At 73.3% G+C, this 22,123-nt stretch carries 16 protein-coding genes and 1 pseudogene; 7 read left to right on the top strand and 10 right to left on the bottom strand.

All coding sequences use genetic code 11. The features are described from left to right. The 4 genes from ACIRPX_RS20150 to ACIRPX_RS20165 all read right to left on the bottom strand — a co-directional run bounded on the left by ACIRPX_RS20150 (position 1) and on the right by ACIRPX_RS20165 (position 4,347). The gene (locus ACIRPX_RS20150; protein ID WP_404196123.1) at positions 1-2,223 is read right to left on the bottom strand and encodes an NHLP family bacteriocin export ABC transporter peptidase/permease/ATPase subunit; all 2,223 of its coding nucleotides are present in this window, start codon (positions 2,221-2,223) and stop codon (positions 1-3) included. Next, positions 2,220-3,026: an HlyD family efflux transporter periplasmic adaptor subunit gene (locus ACIRPX_RS20155; RefSeq protein ID WP_404196125.1), complete on the bottom strand. Its 807-nt coding sequence runs from the start codon at positions 3,024-3,026 to the stop codon at positions 2,220-2,222. Before ACIRPX_RS20155 ends, ACIRPX_RS20150 begins: the two co-directional genes overlap by 4 nt. A gap of 213 nt (positions 3,027-3,239) precedes the next feature. Beyond that, positions 3,240-3,455 carry a type A2 lantipeptide gene (locus tag ACIRPX_RS20160; protein ID WP_404196129.1) on the bottom strand — a complete coding sequence of 72 codons (216 nt, stop codon included), beginning with the start codon at positions 3,453-3,455 and terminating at the stop codon, positions 3,240-3,242. Positions 3,456-3,933: 478 nt separating this feature from the next. Continuing rightward, entirely contained in the window at positions 3,934-4,347 is a 414-nt protein-coding gene (locus tag ACIRPX_RS20165; RefSeq protein WP_404196132.1) for a PaaI family thioesterase, read from the bottom strand. Between the two features lie 190 nt (positions 4,348-4,537). Between ACIRPX_RS20165 and ACIRPX_RS20170 the strand changes: the two genes are divergently transcribed. Further along, positions 4,538-5,911: a S1 family peptidase gene (locus tag ACIRPX_RS20170; protein ID WP_404196134.1), complete on the top strand. Its 1,374-nt coding sequence runs from the start codon at positions 4,538-4,540 to the stop codon at positions 5,909-5,911. A 111-nt stretch (positions 5,912-6,022) separates the two neighbouring features. On the opposite strand, the gene ACIRPX_RS20175 is transcribed toward ACIRPX_RS20170, so the two are convergent. After that, the gene (locus tag ACIRPX_RS20175; protein WP_404196136.1) at positions 6,023-8,176 is read right to left on the bottom strand and encodes a SpoIIE family protein phosphatase; all 2,154 of its coding nucleotides are present in this window, start codon (positions 8,174-8,176) and stop codon (positions 6,023-6,025) included. Between the two features lie 326 nt (positions 8,177-8,502). On the opposite strand from ACIRPX_RS20175, the gene ACIRPX_RS20180 reads away from it, so the two are divergent. Then, positions 8,503-9,111, top strand: a complete 609-nt coding sequence (locus ACIRPX_RS20180; protein WP_404196139.1) for a LuxR C-terminal-related transcriptional regulator — start codon at positions 8,503-8,505, stop codon at positions 9,109-9,111. 306 nt (positions 9,112-9,417) lie between these two features. Here the strand turns inward: ACIRPX_RS20180 and ACIRPX_RS20185 are convergent. The 4 genes and pseudogenes from ACIRPX_RS20185 to lanKC form a co-directional block, all read right to left on the bottom strand. Then, positions 9,418-10,845 (bottom strand): annotated as a pseudogene (locus ACIRPX_RS20185) (ATP-binding cassette domain-containing protein); the annotation flags it as partial. Beyond that, on the bottom strand, positions 10,842-12,551 hold the full coding sequence (locus tag ACIRPX_RS20190) for an ABC transporter transmembrane domain-containing protein (RefSeq protein WP_404196142.1): 1,710 nt from the start codon (positions 12,549-12,551) through the stop codon (positions 10,842-10,844). The gene ACIRPX_RS20190 and the pseudogene ACIRPX_RS20185, both read right to left, overlap by 4 nt. A 104-nt stretch (positions 12,552-12,655) precedes the next feature. Further along, positions 12,656-12,769 carry a SapB/AmfS family lanthipeptide gene (locus ACIRPX_RS20195; protein WP_404196144.1) on the bottom strand — a complete coding sequence of 38 codons (114 nt, stop codon included), beginning with the start codon at positions 12,767-12,769 and terminating at the stop codon, positions 12,656-12,658. A 55-nt stretch (positions 12,770-12,824) separates the two neighbouring features. Then, entirely contained in the window at positions 12,825-15,410 is a 2,586-nt protein-coding gene (lanKC, locus tag ACIRPX_RS20200) for a class III lanthionine synthetase LanKC (RefSeq protein ID WP_404196146.1), read from the bottom strand. Positions 15,411-15,558: 148 nt separating this feature from the next. Between lanKC and ACIRPX_RS20205 the strand changes: the two genes are divergently transcribed. Next, a complete protein-coding gene (locus ACIRPX_RS20205) occupies positions 15,559-18,042 on the top strand; it encodes a SpoIIE family protein phosphatase (RefSeq protein ID WP_404196149.1) in 2,484 nt (827 codons plus the stop codon). Here the strand turns inward: ACIRPX_RS20205 and ACIRPX_RS20210 are convergent. Next, a complete protein-coding gene (locus ACIRPX_RS20210) occupies positions 18,029-18,484 on the bottom strand; it encodes a MarR family winged helix-turn-helix transcriptional regulator (RefSeq protein WP_404196151.1) in 456 nt (151 codons plus the stop codon). The genes ACIRPX_RS20205 and ACIRPX_RS20210 overlap by 14 nt on opposite strands. A 171-nt stretch (positions 18,485-18,655) precedes the next feature. On the opposite strand from ACIRPX_RS20210, the gene ACIRPX_RS20215 reads away from it, so the two are divergent. From ACIRPX_RS20215 to rfbB, 4 genes are all read left to right on the top strand, one after another. Beyond that, complete coding sequence (locus ACIRPX_RS20215; RefSeq protein WP_404196154.1) at positions 18,656-19,618, top strand: alpha/beta hydrolase; 963 nt, start codon at positions 18,656-18,658, stop codon at positions 19,616-19,618. A 173-nt stretch (positions 19,619-19,791) separates the two neighbouring features. Beyond that, entirely contained in the window at positions 19,792-19,971 is a 180-nt protein-coding gene (locus ACIRPX_RS20220) for a hypothetical protein (protein ID WP_404196156.1), read from the top strand. Between the two features lie 97 nt (positions 19,972-20,068). After that, positions 20,069-21,136: a glucose-1-phosphate thymidylyltransferase gene (locus ACIRPX_RS20225; RefSeq protein WP_404196159.1), complete on the top strand. Its 1,068-nt coding sequence runs from the start codon at positions 20,069-20,071 to the stop codon at positions 21,134-21,136. Beyond that, on the top strand, positions 21,133-22,101 hold the full coding sequence (gene rfbB, locus ACIRPX_RS20230; RefSeq protein WP_404196161.1) for a dTDP-glucose 4,6-dehydratase: 969 nt from the start codon (positions 21,133-21,135) through the stop codon (positions 22,099-22,101). The genes ACIRPX_RS20225 and rfbB overlap by 4 nt, the downstream gene beginning before the upstream one ends. The last annotated feature ends 22 nt before the right edge of the window (positions 22,102-22,123 follow it).

The following is a 22,123-nucleotide window of genomic DNA, read 5'->3' on the forward strand; positions in this document are numbered from 1 at the left end:
TCACCGTTCCCTGACCAGCGCGGCGTACGCGCCGCCGTGTGCCACCAGGTCCTCGTGCCGTCCGCGTTCCACGATCGTGCCGTGCTGGAGCACGACGATCTCGTCGCTGTCGCGCACGGTGCTGAGCCGGTGCGCGATCACCACGCAGGCGCAGCCGCGCCGGCGCAGGTTGTCCATCACGACCAGCTCGGTCTCCGCGTCCAGGGCGCTGGTCACCTCGTCGAGGACCAGGATGCTGGGCCGGCGCACCAGCGCCCGCGCGATCTCCAGGCGCTGGCGCTGCCCGCCGGAGAAGTTGCGGCCGTCCTGCTCCACCTTGCTGTGGATGCCGCCGGGGCGGCGCGTCACGACGTCGTACAGGGCCGCGTCGCGCAGGGCGTCCACCACCGCGTCGTCCGGGATCGACGGATCCCACAGCGCCACGTTGTCGCGCACCGAGCCCTCGAAGAGGAAGACCTCCTGGTCGACGAAGGAGACCGAGGCGGCGAGCGCGCCGCGGGGAAGGTCGTCCAGACGCCGTCCGTCGATGCGGATCACCCCCTCCCACGGGGTGTACAGGCCCGAGATCAGCCGGGAGACGGTGGACTTGCCGCTGCCGGAGCCGCCGACGAGGGCGACCTGCTGGCCGGGGCCCACGGTCAGGTCGAAACCGGTGAGCAGCGGCTTGTCCAGCGGGTTGTAGCCGAAGCTGATGTTCTGCAGCTCCACGTGGCCGTGCAGGCGGCGGGTGGAGTCGCCGGCGCCGTGGCGGCCGTAGAGCGGGTCGGCCTGGAAGTTCTCGACGTCCTTGAGGCGGGCCACGTCGGCGGCGAAGTCCTGGATGCGGCCCGCGACGCCGTTGAGGCGGGTGATCGGGGCGGTGAAGCGGGTCACCAGCGACTGGAAGGCGACCAGCAGGCCGACCGAGATGCCGCCCTCGACCGCCCGCATGCCGCCGATCCACAGGATCACCGCGCTGTTCAGCGACGCCAGCGTCGGGGCGACCACGCCCAGCCAGGCGCTCGGCACCCCGAGCCGCTGCTGCTCCTCCAGCGTGGTGGCGTGCTGCCCGGCCCACTTGCGGAAGTAGCCGTCCTCGCCGCCGGTCGCCTTCATCGTCTCGATCAGCTGAAGGCCGGTGTAGGCGGTGTTGGTCAGCCGTGCGCTGTCGGCACGCAGCTTGGCCGTCCGGGTCGCCCGCAGACGCACGACGACCCGCATGGCGACGATGTTCAGCAGGGCGACGCCGATGCCGACGAAGGTCAGCTGCGGATCGTAGGTGTAGAGCAGGATCGCGTAGAGCACGACGACCACGCAGTCCACGCCCGCCGCCGCGAGGTCGCGGGCCAGGGTCTCGGCCACCTGGTCGTTGGACTGCAGCCGCTGCACCAGGTCGGCCGGGCTGCGCTGGGAGAAGAACGTCACCGGCAGCCGCAGCAGATGGCGCAGGAAGCGGGCGCTGGAGAGCGTGGAGGAGATGATCCGGCCGTGCAGCAGATTCGACTGCTGCAGCCAGGTCAGCAGCACCGTCAGCAGCACGCACGCGCCCATCGACGCGAACAGCACGGTCAGCAGCGAGGTCTTGCCGCCGATCAGGAACTCGTCGATGTAGGTGCGGCTGAGGGCGGGGACCGCCGCGCCGACCAGGACCAGCAGGAGGCTCGCCAGGACCGCGGCGGGCATGGTGCCCGCGGTACCGCGCAGCCGGGCCGGCATCGCGCCCAGGACGCCGGGCCTGCGGCCGCCCTTCGCGAAGCCGTCGCCGGGCTCCAGCACCAGCACCACGCCGGTGAAGCTGCCGTCGAAGTCCTCCATGGGCACGAAACGGCGGCCCTTGCCGGGGTCGTTGATGTAGACCCCGCGGCGGCCGAAGCGGCGCCCCATGCCGTCGTAGACGACGTAGTGGTTGAACTCCCAGAACAGGACGGCCGGTGCCCTCACCTCGGCGAGGGCGGCCGTGTCCATCTGCATGCCCTTGGCCGTCAGACCGTAACTGCGCGCCGCCTTGAGGAGGTTGCTGGCGCGCGAGCCGTCGCGGGAGACGCCGCAGGCGATGCGCAGCTCCTCCAGCGGCACGTGCTTGCCGTAATGCCCGAGGACCATCGCGAGGGAGGCGGCGCCGCACTCCACGGCCTCCATCTGCAGGACCGTGGGCGTGCGGACGGTCTTCGCCCTGCCCGTGGGCACGGGGCGCTTGGGCGGAGCGGCGCGGCGCCTGCTCCGCGTCTCCTGTGCGGTGCTCACGGCAGCAGCCAATCGACGGGACGCTGGTCGGCCAGCCGGATCGAGCCCGAGGCCAGGGTCATGGAGGAGAGGCGGAAGGGCGGTCCGTCCTTGGACGACCACCGGTAGCCGCTCTTCGTGCTCGACGACGTGTCCAGCCGGACCGTGACGGCCACCGGGCGGCCCTTCCTGGTGAACTGCTCGCCCAGCTGGCTGTCCCCGAGGAACGCGGCGATCTGCTGGGACGACTGCGCGGAGCGGTCGACGGACTTCACATGGCCGCGCAGCACGCCGTACGTCTGGGTGGGCACCGAGGAGACGGTCAGGTCCACGGTCGCGTCCGCGGGGATGGAGGCCGCGTTCCCGGCCGGGACGTAGACCGTGGCATAGAGCGGGTCGTCGGCCTTGGCGACCTTCTCCACGGCGGCGACGTTCGCGCCGGTCCGGATGATCTGGCCGATGGTGGCGGCGAGGCCGGTGATCCGGCCCGCGGCGACCGTGCGGACGACGGTCTCACCCTGGGCCGTCCTGACCTTCAGGACCGGGGCGTCGGCCGGCAGGCGCTCGCCCTGCCGGGCGACGACCGCGGTGACCTGGCCCGCGACCGGGCTCTGCAGGAGGTAACTGCCTTCGCCGTGCGTGAGGATGGCGGGGGCGCCGACCGTGGAGGTCACCGAGCCGGTCACCGCCCACACGGAGGCGGCGGCCATGGCGACCACGGTCACGGACAGCACGAGCCAGCCCTGGGGACGGGCGAAGCGCACCGGAAGGTCCAGCTCCTCCGGCGACTGGAGCTTGGCGAGGGCCTGTTGGCGAAACTGCACGGAACTTCCCTCACCTGAAAACGAGAGAGGACCGGCTCGCGCGAGCCGGCTGGTTCGGTCAGGCGCGCCTCGCGATGTCCGTGTCGGTCACGCCGGCCGGCCTGCTTTTCTGCTGGGGGTCCGGGGGGCGTCCCCCGGGAAGATGCACCACGACAACCGAAGGCCCCGGAGCCGCGACACGGCCCCGGGACTCGACGATCACAAAAGGCGCGATCAGAGACCGGCGACCAGGCCCGTGACCGGGGCGGTGTTCAGGCCGGTCACACCCTCGACGGTGCCGATGGCGGTGTCGACGATGCCGGAAACCGGGGCAACGCTGTCCAGGGCGCCCGTGACGGTGTTGACCGCGTTCACGGAAAGCCCGCCGGAGACGTTGTCGAGCTCGGCGTCGGAGATCTCGGCGGTCTCGACACGGGGGGTGGAGTTCATGATGGAACTTCCCTTCGTATGGATATTTCACAAGGGGGAGCGGCCCCCTCTGGGGGACAGAGCGACGGCCGCGACCGCGAGCGCCGGGCGCCCGTTGCCGGGAACCCTTCGCGGCCCCCGCGGTGCGATGGATCAAAGCACGCTGCGGGGCCGCGCTTCCAATCAACCAGGCGTCTCACCAGGCAACTTGGGCCACAGGAATACCGATCGGTGCAGGACCGCGCACGAATCTGTGGCGAGTTCTTCACATGCGTCACGGCATCGGTTCGCCCCGGGTCTTGCCGCCGGATCGACGAATCCGACACTCCCGTCACAACGGCCGGGCGCAAGCCGCGGGCGTGTGCAGATCCCTCGCGGGCAGTGACCCCGTTGCGCAGTGGCTGTGCAGATTGGTTGAAGCTTGGATTCAGATGCGCGTTCTGAACGGAGGGTCGCCGTTCGACCGCACAGCGTGTCGGCCGGGTGCGCCCGGACCGCGTCAGCCCAGCAGCGCGTAGACCGTGCTCGCGCGCGCGGCCAGCTCGCCCGACACCGCGTCGGTCATCGCGATGTCCGCGAACGCCATCCGGCGGCCGAGTTTGGTGAGCACCGCCTCGATCAGGACATCCGCACCCGTCACCGCCCGCTGGAACGAGGTGGACTGCTGCACCGTCGTCATCGGGACGAACGCCCCGCGCGCGGCCGACACCGCGATCACGGTGGCCGTGTCGGCGCCGGCCATCAGCGCCTGCCCCGACAGCCCGCCGCCCTCCCGCGAGAGACGGTCCGACCAGGGCAGACGCAGCGTGGCCCGGTCGTCGCCCAACGCCTCCACCCGCAGCCCCAGTTCCAGGACCCAGGGGGCGAAGTTGGCGGAGAGGATCTTGTCGCCTTCGGCGGTGGTCATCGTCATACGGGCGATTGTTCCCCGCGCCGGATCGTCCGTCGCGGACCATGGCCGATTCGGCATCGGGCAACGCGAGTTGGCAAACGGAATTGAACGCACCGCCCGGCCCGTGCGTACCAACAGCCATCCAGGCGCCCGAACAGAACAACTGCCGCACGACGGCACAGACTCCGGTCCCCCCAGGAGGTCGAGAAGCTTGAGTCACAAGCGAATTCCGAAGCGCAAGGCCGCGATCGCCGCGGGCAGCGTCGTGGCGCTCGGCGCGGCCGCGATCCTGCTGCCCCACGCCAACGCGTCGCAGGACGGCACGTCGGCCGACGGCGCCCCCAGGACCATGAAGGCGACCGACGCCTCGGATCTCGCCTCCCGGCTTCAGGGCCTTCTCGGCCAGGCCTTCGCCGGGTCGTACTACGACGCGGCCGCCCAGCAGCTGGTCGTCAACGTCATATCGGGCGACAACAACAACGTGGTCGTCCAGGCGAAGAAGGCGGGCGCGAAGGTCCGCGAGGTCGGCAACAGCCTCGCCGCGCTGAAGGCGGGCGCGCAGACCCTGAAGGCCAAGGCCACCATCCCGGGCACGGCCTGGGCGGTCGACCCGAAGACCGACCAGCTCGCCGTCACGGCCGACTCCACGGTCACCGGCGCCGACTGGGACAGACTGACCTCCACGGTCAAGAGCCTCGGCGACGGCATGGCCACGGTGAAGCGCTCCTCCGGCACCTTCAAGACGCTGGTGTCGGGCGGCGACGCCATCTTCGCCCAGGTGCAGGGCGGCACCGTCCGCTGCTCCCTCGGCTTCAACGTCACGGCCTCCGACGGCAGTCCTGCCTTCCTGACGGCCGGTCACTGCGGCGTGGCCGCCAAGCAGTGGTCCGACTCCGAGACCGGTCAGCCCATCGCCACCGTCGACCAGGCCACCTTCCCCGGCAACGACTTCTCGCTCGTCAAGTACGACGACCCCAACACCCAGGCGGCGAGTGAGGTCAACACCGGCGAGGGCCAGGCCGTGCAGATCGCCCGGCCCGCCGACGCCACCGTCGGTGAGCAGGTGTTCCGGATGGGCAGCACCACCGGCCTGCACGACGGCACCGTCACCGGGCTCGACGCCACCGTCAACTTCCAGAGCGAGACCGACCCGAACGGCGTCGACACCGTCACCGGCCTCATCCAGACCGACGTCTGCGCCGAGGCCGGCGACAGCGGCGGCTCCCTGTTCACCCAGGACGGCAGCGCGGTCGGCATGACCTCCGGCGGCAGCGGCGACTGCACCAACGGCGGGGAGACCTTCTTCCAGCCGGTCACCACCGCGCTGCAGGCGACGGGCGCGACGCTCGGCGACGGGGGCGCGGGTGCGGGCGCCGGTGACCAGAACGGCTCCGCCGACCCGTCCGCCTCCGCGGGCGACCAGGCCGGCGGCGGTGACGCGGTCGGCGGTGGCGGCACGGCCGACCCGTCCGGCACGGCGGGCGACGGGACGGATGACCAGTCCGGTGCGGGCCAGTCCGGTGCGGGCGCCGGCCACCGCAGCGGCGCCGGCCACGGTTCGTCGTCGCTCACCAGGACCCACTGATCGGCCGGACGAGCGGTGGCAGGTCGACGGTGGACGGTCCGGCCCTCCGGCGGGAGGGCCGGACCGCCCCGTACCGGTATCCGGCCCGTACCGGCATCCGCCCCGTGGGCCTCAGGTCTGGGCCCGCGCCCTGAGCAGCAGCATTGCCACGTCGTCGAGGCGGTCCTGCGCGGCCGGGCTGTGCCGTAGCAGGTGGTCGGCGAGCTCGTCCATCGGCAGCTCCCCGGCCTCGGCCAGCCGCTCCCCGAGACCGGCCAGCGCGTCCTCGATGTCCATGCCGGGGGACTCGATCAGGCCGTCCGTGTAGAGGGCCAGAACGGAGCCGGGCGCGAGGTCGACCTCCGTCGTCGGGTACACGGCGCTGCCGTCTATCCCGAGCAGCGGGCCGCCGGCCAGGTCCAGCACCCGCACCCGCCCGTCGGGGCGGCGCAGCAGCGGCGGCGGATGTCCGGCCCGGGCCATCACCGCCCGCCCGCGCGCGGGATCGAGCCGCAGATAGAGACAGCTCGCGAACAGGTCGGCGCCGAGGTCGATCAGCAGCCGGTTGGTGCTGCGCATGACCTCCTCCGGAGCCTGCCCGACCGTGGTGTAGGCACGCACGGCGGTACGGATCTGCCCCATCAGGCCGGCCGCGGTCACGTTGTGCCCCTGCACGTCACCGATCACCGCCGCGGCCACCCCCTGCGAGGGGACCAGGTCGTAGAAGTCGCCGCCGATCTCCATGCCGTGCGTGGCGGGCAGATAGCGGGCCGCCGCCTCCAGGCCGGGCAGCAGCGGCAACGAGTGGGGCAGCAGCGCCGCCTGGAGGCCGTGCGCCAGCTGGTGCTTGGCGTCGTAGAGCAGGGCCCGCTCCAGGGCCTGCGCGATCAGGCCGCCCAGACTCGTCAGCACGGCCCGCTCGTCGGCGGGGAACGCGTGCGGTTCGGCGTAGGCGAGCACGCACGTCCCCACCGGGCGGCCGGAGGCGACCAGCGGCAGATAGGCCCAGGCCGCGAAGCCGTCGGGAGTGGCGTGCCGCGACGGGTACAGGCGCTCCAGCTGCTCCTGCGAGTCGAAGAACGCGGGCACCCCGGTGTTGAGGGCGTGCGTGCCGGGCGTCGGCTCCGCCAGCGGCAGTCCGTCGAACCGCTCCACGACGTGCGGGTCCGGGTAGCCGCGGTGCCCGAGCACATGCAGCCGTCCCGCCCGTGAGCCGAGCATCACCAGCGCCTGGCTGCCGACGGCGGGCGCGATCTCGTCCGCGACCAGTTGCACCACGTCCTGCACGCCCACCGCCTCGGTCAGCGCCCCGGCCAGGGTCAGCACCTGGGAGATGGTCACCAGCCGGGAGGGGGCGTCGCCGGGCTGCGGGGCCGCCCGGTGCATCTCCGCCACCGCCCGCGCCCGGGTGACCCGGACGCTCAGCCCGGACGTGCTCGGATACAGCCGGAACGACAGCCAGTCGCCGGGCGGCCGCAGCGCCACGAACGACGTGGTCTGCTGGCTGAGCAGCGCGCCCCGGTAGCGGTCCTCGTAGACGGGGTCGTTGAGCCAGGGCACCGACGCCCACAGCTGGGTGCCGAGCAGCGAGCTGACCGGGAGCCCGATCAGCTCGGCCGCCGCCGCGTTGGCGAAGCTGACCCGGCCGTGCAGATCGAGCGAGCAGAGCCCGTACGGCAGCCGCGAGACCATCCGGGCCGCCTCCACCGAACCGAGCGAGCCCGCCGCACCGCCGACGGCCGGCACACCGAGCAGATCGGGCTCCTGCAGCACTAGACGGCTGTCGTTCATGGCACGTTCCAGCCGCAGCGCGAGCCGGCCGCAGGCCGCGGTCAGATGCTCGCGCTCCCGGTCCGACAGCTCGGGCGGATGGGCGCCGGGCCAGGTGACGAAGACGGCGCCGTACGCCGTCGACTCCGTCGCCACCGGCAGCGCGGCCAGCGAGAAGTGGTACGGCAGTACGACCGAGATCCGGGGGTAGCTGCGGGCCATCTGCTCCTCGCCGCCCACCCACACCAGCCGCCGCTCCCGCAGCGCGTCGGCCACCGGGATCGGCGCGCTGAGCCCGACCCGCTCCCAGGGGGCGGCGAAGGCGCGGGGCAGCCCGGCCATCACGGCCATCTCCAGCACGGGTTCGCCGGGCGCCAGCAGGTACACCGCCCCGGAGTGCGCGTGGACCTCGTCCATCATCGAGGCGAGCGCCAGGGACAGCAGCGGGCGGCCGACGCGCGTCCTCGCGGCCACCGGCGCCTGTACGGACCTCTGCCCGTCGGACACGCCGACCACCTCCTCGCACGGCCGGGCGACGGGTCCCAGGGACTAAATCTGCCCCGTGACGGGCGCGCGCGCACGGCGAGCGGTGCCACGAGGCGCCGCGCCGGTAGGGCGAACCGGCGCAGGAGTGCCCCGGAACGGTGGAGAACGGGTGCGTACCCCCTTGGCCCGGAACCATTCCCCTTCAGTCGTTGCGCGTGGTGGCGCGCGGACGCGGGGCGTGCGCCCCCGAGCCCCGCAATGGCCGGATCTTCGCGCCCCTCGGGTGGTGCGGGCGCCAAGAATGGGCACGCGTTCACCACTCATCGGACCGGCGGACGGGAAACGAGGGGCGGGCTGTGATCCGGGTATTACTGGTGCACGATGCGTGTCTGGTGCGATCGGTGCTGGCGGAGTGGCTGCGAAGGGAGCCGGACCTCCGGGTGGAGGACGTGCCGTGGCGGCGCGCGCACGGCCGGGCGCGGCTGCTGCGCCCGGATGTGTGCGCGGCGGATCTGGAGGCCGCGGACACCCACGGCGGCCCCCCGCTCGGCGACCTGTGCTTACGCGGCCAGGACGAGATACGGCCGCGGCTTCTCGTCCTGGCGACCGCCCACCGACCCGGTCTGCTGAAGCGGGCCATCGAAGCCGGCGCGACCGGCTACGTGGACAAGGAGGGCTCACCCGACCACCTGGTGCGCGGTATCCGGCGGGTCGCCTCGGGGGAACGATTCGTCGACGACTCGCTCGGCTACGGATTCCTCAAGGCCGCCGAGATGCCGCTGACCCGGCGCGAGCTGAGCGTGCTGTCCCTGGCCGCCGGGGGCGCCTCCGTCGCGGAGATCGCCGGAAGCCTCCACCTGTCGCACGGGACCGTGCGCAACTACATGGCGGCCATCACCCGCAAGACCGGTGCCCGCAACCGTATCGACGCGATCCGCATCTCGCAGGGGGAGGGCTGGCTCTGACGGTGTCCCGGGCAGGGCCGCGTCCGGCGCCCCGGGCGTCCAGCCGCCGACGAGGTCCCGGTACAGCGGCGACCTCTCCAGCAGCTCGTCGTGGCTGCCGTACGCCGTGCCCCGCCCGTCCATGACCAGCACCCGGTCCGCGCGCCTGGCCGAGCTGATGCGGTGCGCGACGACGACGAGGGTGCCGCCCGGCCGCCGCGCGAAGGCGCGCTCGGCACGTTCCTCGGCCTGCGGATCCAGATGGCAGGTCGCCTCGTCGAGCAGGGCGAGCGGGGCGTGTGACAGATAGGCCCGGGTCAGCGCGATCAGCTGCCGCTCGCCGGCCGAGAGCGCCGCCGGGTCGAGCGGGGCGCCGGGCCCGCCGAGGGCGTCGAGCAGCGGACGGAGCCCCACGGCGTCGGCCGCCGCGAGCAGTTCCGCCTCGGGCACCGGGTCCGTCCGCAGGTGGGCGAGGTTCTCGGCGACGGTGCCGGTGAAGACGTACGCCTCCTGCGGGATGAGCACGCGACACCGTGCGGCCGCGGCGGAGGGCACCGGCAGCCCGCCGATCCGGATCGTGCCGTGCCGCGGCTCCAGCAGCCCCGCGACCAGCGCGGTGAGCGTGGACTTCCCGATACCGCTGGGGCCGACGACGGCCAGATGGGCGCCGGGGGAAAGGCACAGGTCGAGGTCCTCGATCACCGGGGCCGCGGCCGGGCCGTAGGCGAAGGTGAGGGAGGTGACGGAGAGGGCGGGGGAGCATGCCCGGGGTCGCCCGCGCGGGTTTGCCGGTGCCTTCGGCGCGGGCCCCGACGCCAGGCGCCGCAGGACCACCGTCAGGCGTGAGCCGCTCGTGCCCAGGCCGTGGACCAGGCTGCCCAGGGCCGGCAGGAGGGACTGGGTGACGTAGGCGAGGGCGCCGACCAGGGCGCCCGCGGTGACGCCGCGGGACAGGAACCAGGGCGCGGCGGCGAGCAGCAGCACGATCGGGACATGGCCGCCGAGCCCGAGCGCCGCCACTCGTACGACGCCCCAGCGGGCGAGGGAACATGCCGCGCGCAGCTCGGCGTCGACGCGCTCCGCCGTGTCGGCGGCGATCCGTTCCTCGGCGCCCGCGGCGGTGATGTCCCGCAGTCCCGGGCAGACGGCGCCGAGGCTGTCGGCCAGGGCCTCGTCGGCGACGAGGAACGTCTCCTGCCGGCGGGCCAGCGGCCGCAGCGACGCCGCGAACAGGGCGACTCCGGCCACCAGCGGCGGGCCCACGGCCAGCAGCAGCACCGGGGCGAGTGAGAACAGCCCGGCCAGCGCCCCCGCGGCCGTGAACACGAACGACCGGGACACCATCACCAGTCCGGCGAAGGTCTCCCGCGCGATCTCCACCTGCTGGGTGAGGCCCGACAGCGCACCGCCGTCACCCTCGCCTACACCGCGGGCGACGACCCGGTGCACGAGCCGGTCCCGGAGCGGCTCGACCAGCGCGGCCACGGCCACATGGACCCGCCCCGTCCCGTACGCCCCCACGACGACGGCGAGCGCCGCCACCCCGAGCCAGGTCAGCCCGACGTCCGTCCGCCCGGCCAGGAAACCCGCGTCGAGGGCGCGGGCGGGGGCGTATCCGGTGAGGAAGGTCTGCCCGGTCTCCAGCACGGACCAGCCGCCGAGCCGCAGGAGGGCCCCACGGCGGGCCCACAGGAAACGCAGGCCACGCGCACGCAGCCCGTCGTGGTCCGTTCTCCCGCGCCGCCCGTTCGTCATACCGCGCCACCGTCCCCGAACACCGCCCGGTAGCCGTCCAGCCGCCACAGCCGGGCGTGCGTCCCCACCGCCCGCACCCGTCCGCCGTCCAGCCAGGCCACCGCGTCCGCCCGGGCCGCCGTGGCCGCCCGGTGCGCGACGAGCAGCCGGGTGCCGTGGGTGCCGCGGGCCAGCAGGGCGTCGGTGATCTGCGCCTCCGTCACCGTGTCGAGGCTGGAGAGGGCGTCGTCGAGGACGAGCAGGCGGCCGCCGTGGGCGAACGCGCGGGCCAGGCCCAGACGCTGGGACTCGCCGCCGGAACGCGGGGCGTCGGCGCAAGCGGTGGCGTAGCCGTCCGGCAGGCGCCGTACGAAGTCGTCCGCACACGCGAGCCGGGCCGCTTCGCGGACAGTGGCGGCGGAGAGGGGCCGCGGGCCGAGGGCCACCGCGTCCTCGACCGTCGTGCCGAGCAGGGCGGGACGTTCGAAGGCGTGGCCGACGGCTCGGCGCAGTTCGGCGTGGCTCAGCTCGCGCAGGGGGACGCCGTCGAGCAGGATCTCGCCGGCGTCCGGGTCGGCCAGGCGTCCGGCGAGCGCGGCGAGCAGCGACTTGCCCGTGCCGGAGCGGCCGACCAGCGCGAGCGTGCTGCCGCCGGGGACGACGAGGTCGACGCCGTCGAGCACGGTGCGCCCGCCGCGCCGGGCCGTCACGCCGCGCAGCTCCAGGCGCCCCGGACCCGGCGGGAGCCGGCGGTCGCCGTAGGGTGTGGCCGGTTGCGAGAGGACCTCGTCGAGACGCGCGGCGGACGCCCGGGCCCGCGCCAGGGCCGCGAACTGGCCGACCAGCACGCCGACTCCGGTGGCGAGCATCGCGTACCGGGACGCCGCGAGCACCTCGCCGACCGACAGCCGGTGCCGGACGAGGAGCAGTCCGGCCACGGCGACGATCCCGAGCTGGAGCAGCGGCGCCACCGTGCCCGCCTGCGCCGCGGCCCGCCCCTGCACCCGCCACATGCGGTGTCCCGCGCGCGACAGGTCCGGCAGCGGCCGCAGGATCCGTGCCGCCTCCCGGTGCGCCGTGCCCGCCGCCTCGACGGTGCGGTGACCGGCGACCGCCTCCGTGAGCGCGCCGGCGATCCTCCCCTGCACCCGCTGGTAGTCGGCCACGCAGCGGGTCGTGTCCCGGGCGAAGGCGCGCAGCAGGAGGGTCAGCACCGGTGCTCCGGCCAGGAACACGGCCGCCAGCCAGGGGTCGATCAGTGCGAGGGCGACCACGCCGCCCACAGGACCGGCGACCGCGGCGAGCAACGCGGCGCGGGCGGCCGGCGCCGTGCCCGCCTGGGAGGCGTTGCCGACCAGCCGGGCGACCAGGTCACCGGTCCCGAAGCGGGCCGCCGCACGTGGGCCGACGGCCAGCACATGGCCCGTCAGCCGCCGCCGCAGCCACGCCGTCGTGCGCGCGTCGAGGGTGCCGCCGAGCACGGTCTCGCCCGCGTCGAGCAGCACGGCCAGCAGCACGAGGCCCGCGCAGCACAGCACCGAGCGGGTCGCGGGGGCGTGGGCCAGCAGCAGGTCGAGGGTGCGGCCGAGGGCGGCCGGCAGGAGCAGGCCGGCGCCGGTCGAGGCCGCACCCACCAGGCACAGGGCCACACTTCGGGCCCCACCGCCACGGGGGCCGCAGACCGGCGGCGCGGCGGGATCCGCGGCACGAGTCGTCGTGGTCGTCATACGGCCGCTGCCTCGCATCCGGGGTCGCAGGGATGCCGCAGGACCCCGGGCGGCCCGTCCCTCGCGGGTGCGGGCCGCCCGGAGCCGTGGGCGTGCGGGCTGCGTCAGACGCAGAGGATGACGCTCGCCGCGCTGACACAGGAGAGCAGGCTGACGGTGCTCGCGCCGCCGCCGGTGTGCTCGTCGGATTCCATCGTCTGCAGGTCGAGAAGTGCCATGGTGTGTCCTTCCTTGGGTGTCCATCCGTGGGGACGGGGTTGGGTCACGACTCCGTCAGGTTGCGGAGCCGAGTCGTGGGAGCCGCCGCAGCGGCGGCAGGAACGGCAGGTGCGCGCTGCCTTCGCAGGCCGCGTCGAGCGCGAGCAGACAGCCTGCCGTCCCGGTGGCGAGGTCCATGGACAGCCGCATCATCTGGTGGCCGGGAAAGGCCAGTTGCCCTTCGTAGGCCATCGCGTACCAGCCGAGCCCGTCGATCTGCTCGGCGAGCCGCCGGGCGGTCGCGTCCGGGTGGGTGGTGCGGCCGAGGTGCAGGATCAGTCCGGCACGGCCCTGGAAGAGGCCGGGCTGGGCGTAGAAGCGGCTGGTGGCGGCGGTGAGGATGCCGGCCCGCGCCTTGTCGAACTCCGCGTCGTCGGCGCGTTCGAGGAAGTCGTCGAGGACCATGCCCACACCGGCACTGCCGTCCCCGAGATAGGGCAGGGTGCGCCGGCCCTCGTCGACCTCCAGGCCGCCGCCGCTGCGCTGCACGACGCAGCATTCGAGGTCCCGGCTCAGCGCCTCACGGGCCGCCGCCAACAGCCGTGCCTCACCGGTGCGTTCGTACTGCCGCAGCAGGAACAGCGCGGGGCCGGTCGCGCCCCGCAGCAGTCCGGCCCGCCGCCCGCGCCGCTCGGGACGTGGCTCGTCCAGACGCCGTACGAGCAGGTCCGCGGCCTCGGCCGCCCGGTCGCGCAGCTCCGGCTCGCCCGTGCCCGCGGCCAGTTCGCCGAGGACCAGGCCCAGGCCGGCCAGGCCGCCCTGGAGGTCGGAGGACAGGCTCTGCCACCGCTCGGAGAGGACGACCTCGATCAGGTCCAGGGCCGGCTGCCGGTGGCCGAGGCGGTCGAGTACGTGGGCCACACCCGCGAGTCCGTCGTACAGGCCGAGCGGTGTGCCGGCCGGCGGCGGGTCCGTGTGGGCCAGGAGCCAGCGCTCGCCCTCCTCGTACCGGGCGGCCCCGCTCTCGGCCAGCGCGTACAGCACACCGGCCGCGCCGTGGGCGAGCCCGAGGCCGCCGCCGTCGGAGAACTGGGCGATGTCGCCCGGGAAGAGGCGGTCGTCGCGCTCCGGGGTGGCCGAGGAGAGGATCGCCTTGACCATCGAATCCCGGCTGTGCGGCCGGTCGGCGGGCCGGACGTGGGCCGGTGCGCCCGGCCCGGCTCCCCGGGTGATCTCGGCGACGGCCTCGTCCAGGAACTGCCGCGGCACGTCCGGGAATTGCTCCGCGATCACCTCGGCCAGATGCGCCGCCTTCTCCCGGTCGACCACGAACAGCGTGGTGACCGGCAGGAACAGGGCGAGCCGGAGGCAGGCGAGCGCGTAGCGGTCGACGGCGGTGCCGGTGCGGTCCGGCGGAGCGAAGAAGCCCGGGTGGGCGACGACTTGGCGGCCGTTCTCGGTGACCGGTGCGGCCGCCTCGAAGTCGAGCAGGAACACCGACTCCTCGTCCGGGGCGACCATGATGTTGAAGACGTGCAGGTCGTTGAAGACGATGCCCCGCGCGTGCACCGCCTCCACCGCACGCTCGACCGCCCCGTGGATGCGCACCGCCCACCGCGTGTACCGCGCCACGGCGTCCGGGTCCGGGTCCGGCGTGAGCAGCGGATGCCGTTCCGCGAAGAAGGAGTTGAGGGTGCGTCCCTCGACGAAGTCCATGACCAGGAAGCGGTGGTCGCCCAGGACGAACCAGTCCCGCACCTCCGGCACCACGCCGGTCCCCGCCACCTGCTCCAGGGCCTGCTTCTCGCGCTCCAGCCGGGCGATCGCGTCCGCGCCGTCGGCGGCCAGCCCCGCGTGCGGCCGGCCTTCCTTGAGGACGACCTTCCGCCCGTCACGGGTGTCGGTGCCCGCGTACACGCCGCCGCCGTTGGAGAAGTGCAGCGCCTTCTCGATGCGGTACGGCAGGTCGCCCACCGTCGTGGTGTTGCGGGCCGCCAGCTGGGGTGCGAGGAACGCGGGCAGCGTCACCCACTCCGGCACCTGGAAGGACGGCGCCCGCCGGTCCGGCACCAGCCGCCCCTCGCCGTCGCGCACCGCCGGTACGAGCGAGCCCCGTTCGTCGACGGTGAAGGTGCGGGCGAAGGCGCCGTGGCGCACGTAGAGCGGACCGTCGTTCCAGCGCAGATCGGTGAGGATGTACGGGCCTTCCAACCCCTCCAGCAGCGAGCCCAGTTCACGCAGCACCTGGTGGAGGCGGTCCTCGTCGGCCGGGTAGACGGTGACGAACTTGCCGCTGGTGTCGCGGCCCGCGTACTTGGCGTTGCGCAGATGCAGCAGATGCGGGGCCGGCACGAACTTGAACGGGATGCGGCGCGGTACGCAGTAGTCCCACACGGCCGCGGCGACGCGCTCCGCGTCGGCCCGCGTGGCCGAGGCGTGGATCTTCCAGCCCTGGGCCGGGCCCGGCTCCGGGCGCCCGTCCGCGCCGAGCGGCTGCAGCATCAGCCAGTCGCCGGTCCGCGCCGACGCCCAGCCGTCCGGCACCCGGCGGCGCGCGGTGTCGAACCAGGGCGCGTCCTGCTGTCCGGCCGCGCCGAGCCGGTCCGGCGTCTCGTAGAAGTGTCTGTCGGCGAGCGCGTACACCTCGTACCGCTTGTCCATACGTCCCCCCTCCGTGGTCCGGCATCGAGATTTCCAGCCGGGCGGTGGTGCGGGACAGTCACGGGTGTCACCAGAACACCGTGCGCTACGCATGCGTCAACTCATGTTCGGAGGGTTTCGACCGGGCGAGTCCGGCAGGCCGCACGGAATGCGCACAGGGGCTGCGCACGCGTCGCATACGCGCTGTAATACGGACGTGGTCAGTGAGGGCGCTGAGGGACGCAGAACTGGAACGCTGCGTGCCGAAGACGCCCTGAAAGCGCTCACCTCCGGTCCGGGCTCACCCGATCGGGTGCGCCGTGTCCTGGAACAGGCGCTCGTCTTCGCCTCGGCGGCCTTCGTCGCCGTGTACGCGCCGGGGGAGGACGCGGACCTGCTCTGCCTGGGTGAGTCGGCCGGTGTGCCGAGGACGCTGTTCGGGCTGCGGGAGACCTATGCCCGCACCGGTACCTCCCCCGTGGCCGCGACCCACCGCTCCGGAAGCCCGGTGTCCCTCGGTCCCGGGGACGCCGGCGCGCAGCCGGGGGACTTCTTCCTCACGGTGCTGCCGGTGCCCGGGGACGGCGACGGCGGTCGCGCCTGTCTGCTGGCCGTCAGCGAGCGGGCCGACGGCTTCGACCCCGAGGACCGCAAGCGCCTGGAGCTGATCGCCGACGCCGTCGGCTGCCCCGCCCCGGCCCGGCCCCCCGAGGACGGCGAGCTGCCGGCCGACGCGTTCAGCCTGGCCATGGACAGCGGCCGGATCGCGGTCGGCGACGACATCCTGGAGCTGTTCGCCCTCACCCGCGCCGAGTTCGACGGCAAGGTGGAGACGCTGCTGGGCCTGACCGTGCCGGAGGACCTGCCCTCGCTGATGTCCGTCGTCGAGACCGACCACACGGCGCCCGGCGACCGCGACCTGGAGTTCCGGGTGCTGCAGCCCTCCGGCCCGCCGATGTGGCTGCGCCTGCGCGGCCGTCCGGTGCCCGGTGGCGACGGGCAGCCCGCCCGGCTCGAGGGCACGGTCGCGGACGCCTCCACACTGCGCTCCGACGTCACCGACGTGGCCCGCGTGCAGCGCCTCGCGGCGATGCTGGCCACCGCGGGCACGGTCCGCGACGTCAGCCAGGCCGTGGTCGCCGCCCTGCGCAAGCCGCTGCAGGCGGAACGGATCGCGCTCGCCGAACTGGAGGGCGACCGGCTCGTCGTGACGGTCCTCGACCCGCCCGAACCGGAGTCCTGGCCCGAGCTGTGGCGCCTGGAGTGGCGCTCCGAGTGGCCCGACGCGCCCGTGCGTGCCATGCCCACGCTCGCCGCCGCGCTGCGTGAGGGGCGCGCCCACATCTGGCCCGCGGGCACGCCCCTGGAACCCGCGCTCGCCGACGTCGGCCCCGGCGGACTGGCCGTCCTGCCGCTGCCCGCCGGCAACCGGATGGCCGGCGCCTGCCTGATCGGCTGGGACACGCCGCACGACTTCGGCCCCGACGAGCGCGCCCTGCTCACCGCCTCCGCCGGCCTCGCCGGGCAGGCGCTGATGCGCGCCCACGCCTTCGACGCCGAGCACGAACTCGTCGGCATGCTCCAGCGCCAGCTGCTGCCGCGCCGCCTGCCCAAGCTGCCCGGCGCGGTCGCCGTCGCCCGCTATCTGCCCACCACGGCCGGGCTGGAGGTCGGTGGCGACTGGTACGACGTGATCCCGCTGCCCGACAACCACGTCGCCCTCGTCATCGGCGACGTCCAGGGGCACAGCGCGGCGGCCGCCACCCTGATGGGCCAGATGCGCACGGCGCTGCGCGCGTACGCCGTGGAGGGGCACCCGCCGGACGTGGTCGTCTCGCACGCCAACCGGCTGCTGGTGGACCTGGAGACCGACCTGTTCGCCACCTGCTGCTACGTCGACGTGGACATGGAGGAGGGCTCCGCCTGGTACGTCCGCGCGGGACACCTGCCGCCGGTGCTGCGCCACCCGGACGGCAGCACCCACCTGCCCGACGCGGAGGGCGGGCCGCCGCTCGGCGTGGTCGCGCAGGCCGACTTCCCCATCGGCGTGCTGCGCCTCCAGCCCGGCACCGTGGTCGCGCTGACCACCGACGGTCTCGTCGAGTCCGCCCAGGCCGACATCGACGACGGCCTCGACCGGCTGGCCCACGAACTGTCCCTGGCCGACCCCGCCCGCCTCGGCCAGGTCGCCGACGCGCTGCTCGGCAACGCCCACCGCAGCGACGACGTCGCCCTGCTCCTGCTGCGCTACGACGGCATGGCGCTGCGCCCGCGGCGCGAGAGCTGGACGGTGTGGCGCGTCCCCGAGGCGGTCGGGCACACCCGCCGCTTCACCCGGCGCACGCTGCGCGCCTGGAGCGTGTCGCGGGACGACGCCGACACCGTGCTGCTCATCGTCTCCGAGCTCGTCACCAACGCCCTCGTGCACACCGACGGCCAGGTCCGCCTCGATCTCACCCTGCTCGACAACCGGGTGCGTGTCTCGGTCGCGGACTCCTCGCCCCGTACGCCCGTCAAGCCGACCAGCATCGGCTGGGAGGCCACCGGCGGCCGCGGCATCCTCCTCGTGGAGGCGATGTCGGACATCTGGGGGACGGTGCCGGTCAGCGGCGGCAAGCAGGTGTGGGCCGAGGTCCCGATCAGCCTGCTGTGACGTTGGCCGTGAGCAGCCGCAGCAACTGCTTGGCCTGGGCGTCCTGTTCGGGTGTCAGGCCCATGGCGTCACCGATGGCGAGGGGAACGGCGGCCGCCCTCTCGCGCAGCCGCGAACCGGCCGCGGTGAGCCGGATGGCGACCGACCGCTCGTCCTCCGTACGGCGTTCGCGGCGCAGCAGCCCGCTCGCCTCCAGCCGCTTCAGCAGCGGGGACAGGGTGCTGGACTCCAGCTGGAGCGAGGCACCCAGCTCCCGTACGGAGATCGAGTCCTGCTCCCAGAGCACGAGCATGACCAGGTACTGCGGGTAGGTCAGGCCGAGTTCGTCCAGGAGCGGGCGATAGCGCGCGGTGACGGCGCGGGAGGCGGCGTACAGGGCGAAGCAGAGCTGGTCGTCGAGGAGCAGTGACCCCTCGCTCGGTTCCGCTGCGGCTGGGCTCACGGCGTGGCTCCTGGTTGGCGTGCTGTTCACGGCGATCACACCCTATCGTTCGGGTCTGTCCGATTGTATCGAGCACGAACTGATACTGCCCTTATTAGTTGCGCGCGACTTAGTCGCGAGCTACTGTTCGAGGTGTGCCGCAGCCCGCGGCACCTCTTCCCAGGAGGCGCCATGTCCACCGCACCCCGCCCCGTCCTCGAGGCCGCCGCCCAGGCCTTCGCCGAGGCCACCGCGAACCCGCCGTACCTCCCCGACCTCGGTCCGGCCGAGGGCCGCAAGGCCGTCGACGAGGTGCAGTCCGGCGAGATCGCCAAGCCCGCGGTCGACGAGGAGTGGATCACCGTGGCCGGCGGCCCCACCGGCCGGGTCCGCGTCCGTGTCGTCCGCCCGGCCGGCGCCACCGGCACCCTCCCGGTGATCGTCTACCTCCACGGCGCGGGCTGGGTCTTCGGCAACGCCCACACGCACGACCGGCTGGTACGCGAACTCGCCGTCGGCACCGGTGCCGCGGTGGTCTTCCCCGAGTACGACCTCTCGCCCGAGGCGCGCTACCCGGTCGCCATCGAGCAGAACTACGCCGTGGCGCAGTGGGTCGTCGAGCAGGGCGCCTCGAAGAACCTGGACGCCTCCCGCATGGCGGTGGCCGGCGACTCGGTCGGCGGCAACATGACCGCCGCCCTGACCCTGATGGCCAAGCAGCGCGGGGACGTGCGGCTGGTCCAGCAGGTGCTGTTCTACCCGGTGACCGACGCGAGCTTCGACACGCCCTCCTACCACCAGTTCGCCGAGGGCTACTTCCTGCGCCGGGACGCGATGCAGTGGTTCTGGGACCAGTACACGGCCGACGAGGCGGACCGCGCCCAGATCACCGCCTCCCCGCTGCGTGCCACGACCGAGCAGCTCACCGGCCTGCCGCCGGCCCTCGTCATCACCGGCGAGGCCGACGTCCTGCGCGACGAGGGCGAGGCGTACGCGAACAAGCTGCGCGAGGCCGGCGTCCCGGTCACCGCGGTCCGCTACCAGGGCGTCATCCACGACTTCGTGATGCTCGACGCCCTGCGGGAGACGCACGCCGCCGAGGCCGCCATCGCCCAGGCCGTCGGCGTTCTGCGCGGAGCACTCGGCACGGCCTGACCGTCCGCGTCCCGGCCGCGGCGGACCGGAGCGCGCCGTACGGCGGATGCACGCGCATCCGCCGTACGGCGCGCTGGCGTGCCCCGGAGACCGCACCCGGAGGACGGCGTTTCGCCCGGCTGCGGCGGGGGACCCGAAGCGCGGGCATCGATGTGGGGAGAGGATGAATCAACGTGACCGCGCAGACCTCTGCGAAGCTCGTGCTACGCCGGCCGGAGTCCGGCTGGTCGAAGGCGCGGCGCCTGCGGGGCCAGGGCGTCGTGCGGACCTGTATCCCGGCCGTCCCCGAGGGCGACACGACCCGGACGGACCAGTACGGCCCGGAGGGAAACATCGTGCGGGGCGAGGACTGAACCGGCTGTCCGGCGGGCCTGCGGGGCGCCACGGTCCTTACCGAGATGCCACCTTGTGAACCTTCGCCTTACCGTCTTCGACGCTAGGGTGAAGCAGATGAAGGCTCTCGTGCTGTCCGGCGGTGCCGGTACCCGATTGAGGCCGATCACGCACACATCGGCCAAGCAACTGGTCCCCGTGGCCAACAAGGCGGTGCTCTTCTACGGACTGGAATCCATCGCGGAGGCCGGTATCACCGAGGTCGGTGTCATCGTGGGCGACACCGCCGAGGAGATCCAGGAATCCGTCGGCGACGGATCGAAGTTCGGGCTGGAGATCACCTACATCCCCCAGGAGCGGCCCCTCGGGCTCGCCCACGCGGTACTGATCGCCCGGGACTGGCTGGGCGACGACGACTTCGTCATGTATCTCGGCGACAACTTCATCGTCGGCGGCATCAGCCCGCTGGTCGAAGCGTTCCGCCGCAACCGGCCCGACGCCCAGATCCTGCTCACCGAGGTGGCCGACCCGCGCGCCTTCGGCGTCGCCGAACTCGACGCCGACGGCCAGGTCGTCGGCCTGGAGGAGAAGCCCCAGGAGCCCAAGAGCGACCTCGCCCTGGTCGGGGTCTACCTGTTCACGCCCCGCATCCACGACGCGGTGCGGGCCATCCGGCCGTCGTGGCGCGGCGAGCTGGAGATCACCCACGCCATCCAGCAGCTGATCGACGACCACGCCGACGTGCGCTGCACCGTCATCAAGGGCTACTGGAAGGACACCGGCAACGTCGTCGACATGCTGGAGGTCAACCGCACGGTCCTGGAGACCCTCGACCGCCGTATCGACGGCGCGGTCGACGAGGACTCCGAGACGATCGGCCGCGTGGTCCTGGAGGAGGGCGCGCGCATCGTGCGCTCACGCGTCGTCGGGCCCGTCGTCATCGGCGCGGGCACGGTGGTGGAGGACTCCTACATCGGCCCGTTCACCTCCGTCGCGCAGAACTGCCGGATCGCCGACAGCGAGCTGGAGTTCTCCATCGTGCTGCGCGACTCCTCGATCCAGGGAGTGGGCCGGATCGAGAACTCCCTGATCGGCCGGCACGTCGAGGTGACCCCCGCCCCCAAGGTGCCCAGCGCCCACCGGCTCGTCCTCGGAGACCACAGCAAGGTGCAGATCCACACATGAACCTCCTCGTCACCGGCGGCGCCGGATTCATCGGCTCCTGCTACGTCCGCACCCTGCTGGCCTCCGGCGCCCCCGGGGGACCGCGGATCACCGTGCTGGACAAGCTCACCTATGCCGGGAACCTCGACAACCTCGATCTCGACCATCCCCGGCTCGAGTTCGTCCAGGGCGACATCCGCGACGCCGAACTCGTCGACAAGCTGATGGGCGAGGCGGACCAGGTGGTGCACTTCGCCGCGGAGTCCCATGTGGACCGCTCGATCGCCGGCGCGACCGACTTCGTGCTCACCAACGTGGTGGGGACCCAGACCCTGCTGGACGCGGCCCTGCGCCACCGGGTGGGCCCCTTCGTCCACATCTCGACCGACGAGGTCTACGGCTCCATCGCGTCGGGCTCCTGGCCGGAGGACCAGCCGCTGAGCCCCAACTCGCCGTACTCCGCCTCCAAGGCGTCCTCCGACCTGCTGGCCCTGGCCCACCACCGCACCCACGGCCTGGACGTGCGCGTGACCCGCTGCTCCAACAACTACGGGCCGCACCAGTACCCCGAGAAGGTCATCCCGCTCTTCGTCAGCAACCTCCTCGACGGCAAGAAGGTCCCGCTCTACGGCGAGGGCCTCAACGTCCGCGACTGGCTGCACGTCGAGGACCACTGCCAGGGCGTCGAACTCGTCCGCACCCAGGGCCGGCCGGGGGAGGTGTACAACATCGGCGGCGGCACCGAGCTGAGCAACAAGGAGCTCACCGGTCTGCTGCTGGACGCCTGCGGTGCCGGCTGGGACCGCGTGGAGCACGTCGAGGACCGCAAGGGCCACGACCTGCGCTACTCGGTCGACTGGAGCAAGGCCCGCGACGAACTGGGCTACCGCCCGCGCCACGACTTCACCACCGGCCTCGCCGACACCGTCGCCTGGTACCGGGACAACCGCGCCTGGTGGGAGCCCCTGAAGGCGCGGCCGGCATGAGGCGGCCGGCGGGCGGGCCCGG

Source organism: Streptomyces sp. NPDC101225 (assembly GCF_044767585.1).
Lineage (GTDB): Bacteria > Actinomycetota > Actinomycetes > Streptomycetales > Streptomycetaceae > Streptomyces.